Source organism: Breoghania sp. (assembly GCF_963674635.1).
In the GTDB taxonomy this organism is placed as follows: domain Bacteria; phylum Pseudomonadota; class Alphaproteobacteria; order Rhizobiales; family Stappiaceae; genus Breoghania.
Window position 1 is genome coordinate 4,060,892 of record NZ_OY771475.1, and the last position, 12,753, is coordinate 4,073,644.

9 protein-coding genes are annotated in these 12,753 nt (G+C 63.8%); 5 read left to right on the forward strand and 4 right to left on the reverse strand.

Annotation, left to right across the window (positions count from 1 at the left end):
* Window positions 1-67: 67 nt before the first annotated feature.
* Window positions 68-1,588 carry a glycosyltransferase family 39 protein gene (locus tag ABGM93_RS17625; protein ID WP_321501678.1) on the reverse strand — a complete coding sequence of 507 codons (1,521 nt, stop codon included), beginning with the start codon at window positions 1,586-1,588 and terminating at the stop codon, window positions 68-70.
* 115 nt (window positions 1,589-1,703) lie between these two features.
* Between ABGM93_RS17625 and recQ the strand changes: the two genes are divergently transcribed.
* Window positions 1,704-3,728 carry a DNA helicase RecQ gene (gene recQ, locus ABGM93_RS17630; protein ID WP_321501680.1) on the forward strand — a complete coding sequence of 675 codons (2,025 nt, stop codon included), beginning with the start codon at window positions 1,704-1,706 and terminating at the stop codon, window positions 3,726-3,728.
* 136 nt (window positions 3,729-3,864) lie between these two features.
* Window positions 3,865-4,428, forward strand: a complete 564-nt coding sequence (locus ABGM93_RS17635) for a UbiX family flavin prenyltransferase (protein ID WP_321501682.1) — start codon at window positions 3,865-3,867, stop codon at window positions 4,426-4,428.
* A 400-nt stretch (window positions 4,429-4,828) separates the two neighbouring features.
* Here ABGM93_RS17635 and choV read toward each other — a convergent pair whose 3' ends face one another.
* From choV to ABGM93_RS17650, 3 genes are all read right to left on the reverse strand, one after another.
* Window positions 4,829-5,890 carry a choline ABC transporter ATP-binding protein gene (choV, locus tag ABGM93_RS17640; protein ID WP_321505991.1) on the reverse strand — a complete coding sequence of 354 codons (1,062 nt, stop codon included), beginning with the start codon at window positions 5,888-5,890 and terminating at the stop codon, window positions 4,829-4,831.
* A 7-nt stretch (window positions 5,891-5,897) separates the two neighbouring features.
* Window positions 5,898-6,743, reverse strand: coding sequence for a choline ABC transporter permease subunit (gene choW / locus ABGM93_RS17645; RefSeq protein WP_319775188.1), 846 nt, complete (start codon window positions 6,741-6,743; stop codon window positions 5,898-5,900).
* A gap of 123 nt (window positions 6,744-6,866) precedes the next feature.
* Window positions 6,867-7,871 (reverse strand): choline ABC transporter substrate-binding protein, encoded by a 1,005-nt coding sequence (locus ABGM93_RS17650; RefSeq protein ID WP_321501685.1) that lies wholly within the window; start codon window positions 7,869-7,871, stop codon window positions 6,867-6,869.
* 794 nt (window positions 7,872-8,665) lie between these two features.
* Here ABGM93_RS17650 and betI point away from each other — a divergent pair.
* The 3 genes from betI (at window position 8,666) to betB (ending at window position 12,751) form a co-directional block, all read left to right on the forward strand.
* Window positions 8,666-9,322, forward strand: coding sequence for a transcriptional regulator BetI (gene betI, locus ABGM93_RS17655; RefSeq protein WP_321501687.1), 657 nt, complete (start codon window positions 8,666-8,668; stop codon window positions 9,320-9,322).
* Window positions 9,319-10,974 (forward strand): choline dehydrogenase, encoded by a 1,656-nt coding sequence (gene betA / locus ABGM93_RS17660; RefSeq protein ID WP_321501689.1) that lies wholly within the window; start codon window positions 9,319-9,321, stop codon window positions 10,972-10,974. The genes betI and betA overlap by 4 nt, the downstream gene beginning before the upstream one ends.
* A gap of 313 nt (window positions 10,975-11,287) precedes the next feature.
* Window positions 11,288-12,751: a betaine-aldehyde dehydrogenase gene (betB, locus tag ABGM93_RS17665; RefSeq protein WP_321501691.1), complete on the forward strand. Its 1,464-nt coding sequence runs from the start codon at window positions 11,288-11,290 to the stop codon at window positions 12,749-12,751.
* Window positions 12,752-12,753 lie beyond the last annotated feature (2 nt).

The following is a 12,753-nucleotide window of genomic DNA, read 5'->3' on the forward strand; positions in this document are numbered from 1 at the left end:
GGCCGAAAGCGGGGAGCCGGGCCGGAATCACCTCAAGAGAGACGTCGCATGGCAGGCGCGTCCGGGCTCACGGGGCGAGACGGGGTTGCGGCGGGTAGATCGCATAGTGCAGCACGAGCGGCCGCGGCCCTGACCAGGGCACGTCGATGGTGCCGGAAGAGCCCAGTTGGAGGCCGGGCTGTGGATCGGCGGGCTTGTCCGCGAAGCTGACCACAAGAAGGCCGTCGCGGGCCAGATCCGCCTGGCTGACCCAGGGCGAATAGGCAAGGTCGCGGTCGGCGACCATGGCAGGACGGTCGGCGCTGCCCACGGCGACGAGACCGGCGAGCCAGGTCTGGCCGCCCACATAACGCAGGGGCTTGCCGGTCGCTGCACGCCAGGCGGCGGTGACGGACCCGGTCATGGCGGCCATGGGGGCGCCATTGCGCGGCGGCTTTTTTCCCAACGCATCGGCCACGGGGATCTGTGCCGCATAGGCGATGGGCAGCACGACGATCAGAATGGCCGCCCCGGCGAGAAGACGGCGGGCGCGGTCATCGTCCAGGCTGCGGGACAGAAGGGCGACGACGAAAAGCCCGGAAGTTGTGAACATTGGTGCGCCCCACATGTCCTTGAGCCCGGCCCCCAGAAGGGCGGCAAGGGCTGCGGTCAGCAGGGCGGGGGCAAGGGTGGCGACGGCGAGAAAGCGGATTGCATCGCGCGAAGCGGGGGCGCGGGGCTCGGCAGGCGCGGGATCGGCGGGGCTTTCCACCTTGCGGCGTGACCACGGCAGGAAGGCCAGCAACAGCGGCAACAGCATGGGGGCATGATCGGCCAGTTGGGCCAGAAGAAACCCGATGGGCCGCCAGGGCGAGCCGCCAGCTGCCTGGCTGCGGGCCTGGAAATAGGTGATGGGCATGAAGTTGGTCTGGATGAGCCAGACCAGATGCGGGGCGGCGACGATGAGGACAACCACGGCGCACAGCCACGGGGCCTTGGTCAGCAGGGCGGGGCGGATCCTGGGGTGGATCAGCATCCACACGCCCAGCAGCGCATAAAGTACCACGACGGAGTATTTCGCATAGACGCCAATTCCGGCGGCAAGGCCCAGGCCGAGCCATGGCAGGAGGCGACGCGGGTTTTCGCGGATCAGGGCGAAGAGCCAGAAGCAGGCGGCCCAGATCGGCATCTGGATCACGTTGTGGTTCAGTTCCGGCGTCGGCCACGAAAAATAGTAGACGCCGGTCGCAAGCGCGGTGCCGAGAAAGGCATCGCGCGCGCCGAGCAGGCGCTTTCCCAGCGCGAAGACAAAAACAAAGGTGAGTGCCACGAGAAGCTGGCTGGCAACCATCGGGCCGAGGATCGGTTCGCCGGTGAGGAGCCGTGCGGCTTCCGCGATCCATGCGGGCAGCGGCGGGTGCTTGTAATAGCCGAGCTGCCAGTGTTCGCCCCAGGACAGCATTTCCACCACATCAAGCGTCGGTGCGCGGCTGGTGGCGGCGGGAAGCAGGCTCCACAGAACGATCTGGGCGAGGCAGAGAGCGACAAGGCCGCGAAGGGGGCGGTCCAGAAAACCCTGGCCAAGTCTGGCAAAGAACGAGGTCGGCACCGGGACAGGATCTCCGTCGAAAAGGTCTTGTTGCTGAAGGGTGTGCGGGCGAAACGCGCCTGCGAGGTTATCGGGCCCTGTCGAACAGAAAGCAAGATGGGGAAGCTGTGGCGCGATGCCATGGGGCATCTCCCGGCCCACATGGGCGGGGCTGAAGGGGGATGTGAACGATTGCACCGGACGAGCGAACAGGATAGGCGGGGAGGGCGATTGCTTCGCGCAATCGGCGATCCGGACGAATGAGGGACAGCGCGGCGTGGACGGCAGCGGGCAGGTTTTGCAGGATGGTCAGGCACATGATGCGGGGTCTGCGCCGGAATTGATGCGCTTTCGCGGTCCGCTTGACGTTCTGCACGATGTCTTCGGCTACCAGGCGTTCCGCCCCGGCCAGCGCGAGATCATCGATCTCTTGTGTGAGGGAACCAGCACGCTTGCCGTCATGCCGACGGGCGCGGGCAAGTCGCTCTGCTACCAGATCCCGGCGATCCTGAGCGCGTATGCCACCGTCGTGATCTCCCCGCTGGTGGCGCTGATCGACGATCAGGCGGCGGCGCTGCGCGCCAATGGTGTCAACGTGGCGGCGATCCACTCGGGCCGTCCGCGCGAACACAATGTGGAGGAATGGCGCGATTTCGCCGCCGGGCGCTCCAAGCTTCTCTATCTCTCGCCGGAACGGTTGATGACGCCGCGCATGCTGGCGGCGATGCGCAAGATCGCGCCCGCCCTGTTCGTCATCGACGAGGCGCATTGCATTTCCAAGTGGGGACCGAGCTTCCGGCCCGAATACGAACAGCTGGCCGAGCTTGGCACCCATTTCCCGCAAGCCACCATCGCCGCCTTCACCGCGACCGCCGACAGCGCCACACGCGCCGACATTGCCGCCAAGCTCTTCAACGGGCAGGGCCGCACCATCGTGCATGGGTTCGACCGGCCCAATCTGTCGCTCGCCGTCCAGCCCAAGACCAATTGGCGCAAGCAGCTCACGGAGTTTCTGGCCGGCAAGGAGGGGCAATCCGGCATTGTCTATTGCTTGTCGCGGCGGCTGACGGAAGAGGTTGCGGATTATCTGTGCGGCGAGGGCGTCAAGGCGATCGCCTATCATGCGGGCCAGCCTTCGGATCAGCGCCGCTTCAATCAGGACCGCTTCATGAGCGAGGACGGGGTGGTGATGGTCGCCACCATCGCCTTCGGCATGGGCATCGACAAGCCCGATATCCGTTTTGTCTGCCACCTGAACCTGCCGGGCTCGATGGAGGCCTATTATCAGGAGATCGGGCGCGCGGGGCGTGATGGGGCACCTGCGGAGACGTTGATGCTCTACGGGCTCGACGATATCCGCATGCAGCGTCAGTTCATCGAGAATGACGGCGAGGACGGCGAACACAAGCTGCGCGAACACAAGCGCCTCGACGCGCTTCTGGCCTATTGCGAGGCGTCGGGGTGCAGGCGACAGGCGTTGCTCGCCTATTTCGACGACACGACCGAGCCATGCGGGAACTGCGACAACTGCCTTGAACCGCCCAAGGTCATTGACGGCACGGGCGAGGCGCGCGCGCTGTTTCAGGCAATTGCGGCAACAGGCCAGTTTTTCGGGGCCTCGCATATCATCGATATTCTGCGCGGGGCGGAGACGCAGAAAATCGCGGAACGCGGGCATGACAAGCTCGATGTCTTCGGGCTGGGCAAGGCGCGGCCCAAGGATTTCTGGCAGGGCTTCATCCGGCAGGCGGTGGCGGGGGGCTATCTCGTCATCAACATCCAGCGCTATGGCTGTCTTGAACTGACGCCACGCTCCGATCAGGTGATCGAAGGCAAGGAGAGCTTTGCCATTCGTGAGGAAGTGCTGATGCCGCGCGCGAAATCGAAGCGTGGGGAAAAGCGCGCGGCGCGGGTGGAGGCGGCGGCAAGCGATCTGTCGGCGCGCGATCAGGAATTGCTGGCAGATCTCAAGGCGCTCAGGCTGGACCTTGCGCGCGAACGCGGCGTTCCGGCCTATGTGGTGTTCCCCGACGCGACCCTGATCGAACTGGCCACGGCGCGGCCCATGTCGGAGGCGCAGATGGGCGAGGTCAACGGCGTGGGACCGAAGAAGCTCAAGGAATACGCGGATGCGTTCCTGAAGGTGATCGCGGCGGCCTGATCGGCTCCGACATCCCGTCTTTCATGCCTCTGCGGCCTCATGACGCGCAAGGGGCGCATTGTCGTTTTTGCCGTGGTATCGGTTCGCGCGGTCATGCCCTATCAAGGCGGTCAGACGACAAGCGGCAGGCTCTGGAATGAAACGGATCATCATTGGGATCAGCGGCGCATCGGGCGCGATTTACGGCATTCGCGCGCTGGAATTGTTGCGCGAGGTACCGGGCGTGGAGACCCACGCCGTCGTCTCGCCATCGGCCCTGACGACCATGGGCGCGGAAACCGACTGCACCCGGGACGACCTGAAGGTCCTTGCGGACGAGCTGCATGATTTCCACGATATCGGGGCGTCGCTCGCCTCCGGCTCCTACCGTACGGCGGGAATGCTCATTGCACCGTGTTCCATCAAGACGCTGAGCGCGGTCGCCAATTCCTATTGCGACAGCCTGATGATCCGGGCGGCGGATGTGTGCCTGAAGGAGCGTCGACGGCTGGTGCTGATGGTGCGCGAAACGCCGCTTCATGCGGGGCATCTGGATCTGATGAGCCGGGTGACACAGGCGGGCGCGGTGGTGATGCCGCCGGTTCCGGCCTTCTATGCGCGGCCAACCTCGCTGGATGAGATGGTCACGCACACGGTGGCCCGCTCGCTGGATCTCTTCGATATCGAGGTGCCGGGAGTTTCGCGCTGGAAGGACGGGTAGGAGGCGGGGTCGTTGCGTATCCACGAGAGATCCCATCCCCTCACCCCAACCCTCTCCCCTTGGGAGAGGGGGCGCATCGTGCGCGCGGTCTCGCACAGTGATCACGGCGAAGAAGATCTCGCCCCGGTCACCTTTCCCATTGGGAAAGGTCGGCGCGGATGCGCCGGGTGAAGGGGCTGGTCGGGGTGGTGCGCGCTGAGCCTGCGGCCATCCTTCGAGACGGCCTGCGGCCTCCTCAGGATGACGTTGAATTTGTTGATGGATTGATTTGAGTGCGTTGTCGGATTGAAGAAACAAGCCGCAACCACAACGTCATCCTGAGGAGCCTGTGTCAGCAGGCGTCTCGAAGGATGGGCCGCTTGCCCGAACTCGCCTCAAGCGCTCACTCGAACCGCCGCGCCTACTGCCGGTGTGTGTCCTGGCGCAGGCATTCCAGGAGGTCGGACTGGCGAACCATGCCGAGAACCTCTTCGCCTTCGCGCACAAAGACAGGCTCGCCGGTTTCAAGGCACATCTCGATGAGATCGCGCACCGGCGTCCGCGCGGCGCAAGTGGGGTTGCCGTTCAGCTTCGCGCCGTCCGCGTCCACCATCACGTCGCGCGCGCGCAGCACGTTGAGCGGGTTCATGTGGGCGACGAAATCGGCCACGTAGCCGGTCGCGGGCTTGCGCACGATTTCCTGGGGCGTGCCGAGCTGGACCACGCGCGCGCTTTCCATGATGGCGATGCGGGAGCCGATCTTCACCGCCTCGTCGAGATCGTGGCTGACGAAGATGATGGTGCGGTTGAGCTTGGCCTGAAACTCCAGCAGCTCGTCCTGAAGACGGCCGCGGATCAGCGGGTCGAGCGCGGAAAAGGGCTCGTCCATCAAGAGGATCGGCGCGTCGGTGGCGAAGGCGCGGGCAAGGCCGACACGCTGCTGCATGCCGCCGGAAAGCTCATGGACGGGATTGTCGGCCCATTCGCTCAGGCCGACCAGATCGAGCTGGGCGCGGGCGCGCTCCTCGCGCTCTTTCCGTGCAACGCCGGACAGTTCCAGTGCGAAGCCGACATTGTCGAGCACCGTGCGCCAGGGCAGCAGCGCGAATTGCTGGAAAACCATCGCGATGCGCGAGCGGCGAAGATGGCGCAGGCGCTCCCTGGAGCACTTGGCCGGGTTGACCTGCTCGTCGCCGTCGCGCACCAGAACCTTGCCGCGGATGACCGGGTTCAATCCGTTGACGGCACGTAGAAGCGTGGACTTGCCGGAACCGGAAAGCCCCATCAGCACCAGAACCTCACCCTCGTGGACGTCGAATGTCGCGCCCGTCACGCCGACGACCTGATTGGTGCGCGCCTGGATCTCGTCGCGGCTCAGGCCCTCGTCGATGAGTGGCAGGGCGCGCTTGGGCTGTGTGCCGAAGACGATATCGACCGACTGGAAGCTGACGACCGGGTCGCTGTCGCCGTTGAAATCCTGCATGGCCATGTCAGCGGTCCGTCTTTCCGTCGCTTGTCTTGAGGAAGCGGTCGAGCATGATGGCGATCATGACGATCGCGAGCCCGACCTCGAAGCCCTTGGCGATATTGACCTGATTGAGCGCGCGAAGCGTCGGCACGCCGAGCCCGTCGGCGCCCACAAGGGCCGCGATCACCACCATCGACAGCGACAGCATGATGGTCTGGGTGAGGCCCGCCATGATCGAGGGCATCGCATAGGGCATCTCGATTTTCCACAGAAGCTGCCAGGTGGTGGCGCCGAAAGCCTGTCCCGCCTCGATCAGCGGTTTGGGCGTGGAGGCAATGCCGAGCCGGGTCAACCGGATGGGGGCGGGGATGGCGAAGATCACCGTGGCGATCAGGCCCGGCACCATGCCGAGCCCAAAGAGGATCAGCGCGGGGATCAGATAGACGAAGGTCGGGATCGTCTGCATCAGGTCGAGCACCGGGCGCAGCACCGCGTAGAACGTGTCGGAGCGCGCGGCCAGAATGCCGATGGGAATGCCGACGATCATGCACAGGACCGAGGAGGAAATGACCAGAGACAGGGTCTCCATGGTCTCTTCCCAGTAGCCCTGATTGAAAACGAAAAGCAGGGCGATGGCGGCAAAGAGCGGGAATTTCCAGTTTCGCCGCACCAGCCAGGCAAGTGCCACCGTCGCCAGGATGACGACCAGGGGCGGTGGTCCGAGCAGCACCAGCAACAGCTTGTCGATCAGGTAGGAAAGAGCCCACGCGATCCCGTCGAAGAAGCCTGAGGCATTGTCGGTCAGCCAGTCGACGAACCAACTCACCCGTGTTCCGATATCCAGCTTGTGCTCGGCTATCCAGTTCATGCGTTTTCGGTCTTCTTCTCGGGCTTTTGGGCTTCGTCGAAAGGCGGGCCTTCTGGTGGACGGCCCCACAAATGCGGAACCGGCGCGCAACCGTCAAAGGCGCGCGCCGGCATGTCTTGAACCTTACAGGCCGAGGGCGGCCTTGACGGCGGGAAGGGCTTCCTTGCCGTCGAAGGTGGTCACACCGTCGAGCCAGGCATCAAGAACGCCGGGATTGGCGGTCAGCCATTCCTTGGCCGCCGGGCCCGCATCCTTGCCGCCATCGAGGATCTCGCCCATGATCTCGTTTTCCATCTTGAGCGTGAATTCGAGGTTCTTGAGGAACTTGCCGACATTTGGGCAGTCCTGCATGTAGCCTGCGCGCACATTGGTCTGCACGATCGCGCCACCAAAGTTCGGCCCAAAGACCTCATCGCCGCCGGAGAGATATTCCAGCTCGAAGTTGGAGTTCATCGGGTGCGGTTCCCACCCCAGGAACACGATGTCCTTGTTGCGGCGCACCGCGCGGCGGACCTGCGCGAGCATGCCCTGTTCGGAAGATTCAACCATGCTCAGCGCAGACAGGCCGAACTGATCGCTCTCGATCATGCTGAGGATCAGCCGGTTGCCGTCATTGCCCGGCTCGATGGCGTAGATCTTGCCGTCCAGATCATCGGCGAACTTGGCGATGTCCTGGAAGGATTTGAGGCCCTTGTCGTAGGTGTATTTGGGAACGGCGAGCGTGTATTTCGCGCCTTCCAGATTGGTGCGCACGATCTCAACCGAGCCTTCCTCGCGATAGGGCGCGATATCGGCCTCCATGGTCGGCATCCAGGTGCCGAGGAAGACGTCGATGTCCTTGTTCTTCAAGGATGCGTAGGTCACCGGCAGGGAGAGGAGCTTGACGTCCGGCTCGTAGCCCATGGCTTCCAGAACGGTGGAGGCGGTTGCCGTGGTGGCGGTGATGTCGGTCCAGCCAACATCGGAGAAGCGCACGGCCTTGCAGGCGTCATTGGCGGCGGAGGCGGAGCCGACCAGTCCCACACAGAGTGCCGCTGCCGTGGCCAGGGCGGAGACCGTTCTGGTGAAAGTTCGCACGGTCGTTTGTCCGCGGGCCTGATTGGCGGCTTGGCTCGTCTGGGTCTGCATCGATGACATCTCCTCGGTTGCTTTTCGATTGGGTCCGGTCTGGTCGCGACATGCGGGACTTCCTGGTCTCACGCCTTGTCGCGCGTCGGGTCTCTTCGCTCCGGGCTGCCTGCTCTCAGCCAGCTGTCTCTTGCCCGCAGGCTGGCGGCGCATTCGCGGCGCGCAGGGGCGGGCGGCTTTGCGCTGCCAAGCGCAACGCGTATGGGATTGGCCCCGCGCGCCGACGCGGGATCTGGGACGCCAAGGGATGAAACGCTGATGCTCCGGCAGGCCGGCAAGGCGCCTGAGGCAATGCAACGAAAGCGGACTTTGGCAAAAAGTCCCCCTCAGCGGTTTCCCCGTTCAGGCCGATTGCGACCGGCAAAAATAGGGGCGGGCTGAGATTGCGCGTTTAAGCGCGCGCGCACAAGCGGTTTGGACGCCATAGCCGCGGGCAAAGCTCTCCGATGTCAGTGTATCCACCGGAATCGGCGTGTCCACCAAACCAAAAAGGCTCTGCGCTATGCCTTCGTGCCCGAGATCCGGCAAATGTGCCCGCCTCGAAAGACTCGCCTCACGGCAGGGCCTCATCGCGACATGGCAGGCTAGCGGGGTGTCCCGTCAGACCTCGGTCACTCCGCCACAAGGGGGACAGGGCTGTCTCTCAAGGACATCTTGGATGTCCGAGGACGTGCGAAACCCGTCAGCCCGAGCGGCGACTGGCAGCAGTTAAGCACCAATGCCGGGGCGATGCAATTTTTATTGATTGAACATTCAATAAAAAATACGCTCCAGAAAGCCTTGGGAAAATCGTCATGCCAAAAATCGGAATGGAAGGCGCACGGCGACGTGCATTGATCTCGGCCACGGTGGAGGCGATCCACGAGCGGGGATTTTGCGACGCGACGGTGGCGGATATCGCGCGCCGGGCAGGCGTCTCCGGCGGGTTGGCGCTGCATTATTTCGGCTCCAAGAAGGCGCTTCTGACGGCGACGATGGGGCATTTGCTGGTTGATCTGGCAGCAGAACTGAAGGCGCGGCGCAAGACGGCGCAGGATCCGCGGGCGAGAATCTCGGCGGTAATCGGGGCGAGCTTCTCGCCGGACCAGTTTCAGGCGCAGGTCGTTTCCGCCTGGCTCGCCTTCTATCTGCAGGCCCAGACCGATCCGGAGACACAGCGTCTCCTACGGGTCTATCACCGGCGGCTGATCTCCAACCTGACGCATGAATTCCACGTGCTTTTGACAGGGCAGGAGCCGCAAACCGGGCGCCGACGTGCGGCTGCGCGGCGGGCAGCGGAAGGCACGGCGGCCCTGATCGACGGCTTGTGGTTGCAGCGCGCGCTCGCCAGGGGGGTGTCGGATGCCCGCTCCGCCATCCGCCTCGTGGAGGATTATGTGGAGCGGCAAGTCGAGGCCGCCCGGCTGGCGGAGGCGAGGGAGATGGGCGGCGTGCCTGGGAGGAACATGTGAACAGCTACGATTACATCGTCGTCGGCGCCGGGTCGGCCGGTTGCGCGCTTGCGGCGCGGCTGAGCGAGGACCCGAAGAACGCGGTGCTGGTGGTTGAATATGGGGGAACAGATATCGGCCCCTTCATCCAGATGCCAGCGGCTCTTTCCTATCCGATGGGCATGAAGATCTATGACTGGGGTTTTGAGAGCGAGCCGGAGCCGCATTTGGCCGGGCGGGTGCTCAAGACCCCGCGCGGAAAGGTGCTGGGCGGGTCTTCCTCCATCAACGGCATGGTCTATGTGCGCGGGCATCAGGCGGATTTCGACACCTGGGAGCGAATGGGCGCGAAGGGCTGGGACTTCGCATCCGTGCTTCCCTATTTCCGCCGCATGGAGGCAAGCCATGGCGCAACGAGCGGGTGGCGCGGTTCCGATGGCCCGCTGCATGTGACGCGCGGTGCGCAGGCCAATCCGCTTCATGCCGCCTTTATCGAGGCCGGGAAACAGGCGGGGTATGGCGTCACGGAAGACTATAACGGCGCGCGCCAGGAAGGCTTTGGCGCGATGGAGATGACTGTCTGGAAGGGCAAGCGCTGGTCCGCCTACGACGCCTATCTGAAGCCGAACCTCTCTCGCAAGAACCTGACCGTCATCTCCCGCGCGCTGGTGCGCCGGGTGATCATGGAGGGCACGCGCGCTGTCGGCATCGAATATGCCAAAGGCAATGGTATCCACTGCGTCCGGGCGGAAAGGGACGTGATCCTTGCGGCGTCTGCGATCAATTCGCCGAAGCTCCTCATGCAGTCGGGCATCGGCAATGTGGAGGAGCTGAAGCGCAATGGCATCGAGCCGCTGGTGCACCGGCCGGGTGTGGGGCTCAACCTTCAGGATCATCTGGAGGTCTATGTCCAGCAAGCCTGCATCCAGCCGATCACGCTTTTCAAATACTGGAACCTGATCGGCAAGGCGAAGGTGGGGGCGCAATGGCTCTTTGCCCGAACCGGCATCGGCGCGTCCAACCAGTTTGAAAGCTGTGGTTTCATCCGGTCCGCAGCCGGGGTCTCCTATCCCGATATCCAGTTCCACTTCCTGCCCATGGCGGTGCGCTATGACGGGCATGCGGCTGCCGAGGGCCATGGGTTTCAGGCCCATGTGGGGCCGATGCGCTCGCCCTCGCGCGGTACGGTCACGCTTTCCGGCCCGGATGCGGATGCAAAGCCATCGGTGCGCTTCAACTATATGAGCGCGCCGGAGGATTGGGATGATTTCCGCAAGGCGGTCCGCCTGACGCGCGAGATTTTCGCCCAGCCTGCTTTTGACCCGTATCGCGGCAAGGAAATCCAACCCGGAGACGATGCGCAAAGCGACGAGGCTCTGGACGATTTCCTGCGCGAGAACGTGGAAAGCGCCTATCACCCGTGCGGCACCTGCAAGATGGGCGATGCAGACGATCCTTTCGCGGTTGTGGACCCGCAAGGCCGGGTGATCGGCGTGGAGGGCTTGCGTGTCGCCGACAGCTCGATCTTCCCGCAGATCACCAACGGCAATCTCAATGCGCCGTCGATCATGGTGGGGGAGAAGATCGCCGATCATATTCTGGGCAAGAGCCTGCCGCGCGCAGAAAACATGCAGATGTGGTCCCATCCCGATTGGCGGAACGCGCAAAGGTAGATCTATTTGCCGGTTCAGGCAGAACTTGCCATTTCCACGATGGCAGTCATCGGTTACTGCTTGTAGGCAGCGCTTTCGGCGAAAGTTGCTGAGTGTTGCTCCATGGAACCCGCGGTGCGGGTCCCTTACCGGTTTTCCAGTCGTAATTGCCAGTCTTGCCTGGAATGTCGCCATTCCATTGGTCCGCGCTTGTGTGACGCGGCAGGGGCTGGCCGAAGCGCGCCGATCGTGGACAGATTTTTGCCTGGCTTGGTTGCGACGCTCCCGGGACCCGGTTTGACAGTTACAAAGCGAATAAGAACAGGAAACGCTCATGCGTGCACAACCCGAAGCCTCCCATTTCATTCACGGTGTTTACCGAGAAGAGACGGAAGGGCCCGAATTCGACAGCCTCTACCCCGCGACCGGCGAAGTGATCGCCCGTGTGCGCGCGGCGCGCGCGGCTATGGTGAATGTGGCAGTGGCGTCTGCACAGACGGGGCAGAAGGAATGGGCGGCGATGCCGGCCATCGAGCGTGGGCGGATCCTGCGGCGCGCGGCCGAACTCCTGCGCGAACGCAACCGCGAACTTTCCGAGCTTGAGACGCTGGACACCGGCAAGGCGCTTCAGGAAACGCTGGTGGCGGATGCGGCGTCCGCTGCCGAGTGCTTCGACTATTTCGGCGCGCTCATTGCGACCCTTTCGGATGAGCATATCGATCTGGGCGGGCCGTTTGCCTATACGCGGCGCGAGCCGCTGGGTGTCTGCGTCGGTATCGGTGCGTGGAACTACCCGATCCAGATTGCCGGCTGGAAGGCGGCACCTGCCCTGGCCTGCGGCAATGCGATGGTGTTCAAGCCTTCCGAGGTGACGCCGCTTTCGGCGCTGAAACTGGCCGAAATCCTGATCGAGGCCGGGGTGCCCAAGGGCGTCTTCAATGTGGTGCAGGGCGATGGCGAGACCGGGCGGCTGCTGGTCGGCCATGAGGCCGTGGACAAGGTGTCGCTAACCGGCTCCGTTCCCACCGGCTCGAAGGTGGCAGCCCTTGCGGGCGAAGGCCTGAAGAAGACCTCGCTGGAGCTGGGCGGCAAGTCGCCGCTCGTCATTTTCGAAGACGCCGATCTCGACGATGCTGTCTCGGGCGCGATGCTGGCAAATTTCTATTCTACCGGCCAGATCTGTTCCAATGGCACCCGCGTCTTCGTGCATCGCTCCATCCGCAAGGCTTTCGTGGAAAAGCTCGTGGAGCGCACGCGGCGCATGGTGATCGGCGACCCGATGGATGAGGCAACCCATATGGGTCCGCTCATCTCGCAGGCCCAGTATGACAAGGTGCTGTTCTACATGCGGCTCGGTCAGGCGGAAGGCGCGGATCTCGTCTATGGCGGCGACATCGCGGAAGTTGACGGCTTTGCCGATGGCTGGTGGGTGAAGCCGACGATTTTTGCCGATGTGGCCGACAGCATGCGCATCGCGCGCGAGGAGATTTTCGGCCCCGTCATGTGCGTCTTCGATTTCGACGACGAGGACGAGGTTGTCGCACGGGCCAATGACACCGAGTTCGGCCTGGCTGCGGGCGTCTTCACCAAGGATATCACACGCGCGCACCGGGTCGTGTCGCGGTTGAAGGCAGGCACCTGCTGGATCAACAATTACAACCTGACGCCGGTTGAAATGCCCTTTGGCGGCATGAAGAAATCCGGCATCGGGCGGGAGAACGGCAAGGCTGCGATCGAGAGCTATTCGCAGGTCAAGGGCATCTACGTGGAAAGCGGCCCGGTCGAGTGCCCATACTGAGG

Coding starts and splice junctions, on each gene's coding strand:
- betI (WP_321501687.1), top strand. CDS start 8,666: ATGCCAAAAATCGGAATGGAAGGCGCACGGCGACGTGCATTGATCTCG.
- recQ (WP_321501680.1), top strand. CDS start 1,704: ATGCCATGGGGCATCTCCCGGCCCACATGGGCGGGGCTGAAGGGGGAT.
- ABGM93_RS17635 (WP_321501682.1), top strand. CDS start 3,865: ATGAAACGGATCATCATTGGGATCAGCGGCGCATCGGGCGCGATTTAC.
- choV (WP_321505991.1), bottom strand. CDS start 5,890: ATGCAGGATTTCAACGGCGACAGCGACCCGGTCGTCAGCTTCCAGTCG.
- betB (WP_321501691.1), top strand. CDS start 11,288: ATGCGTGCACAACCCGAAGCCTCCCATTTCATTCACGGTGTTTACCGA.
- choW (WP_319775188.1), bottom strand. CDS start 6,743: ATGAACTGGATAGCCGAGCACAAGCTGGATATCGGAACACGGGTGAGT.
- ABGM93_RS17650 (WP_321501685.1), bottom strand. CDS start 7,871: ATGCAGACCCAGACGAGCCAAGCCGCCAATCAGGCCCGCGGACAAACG.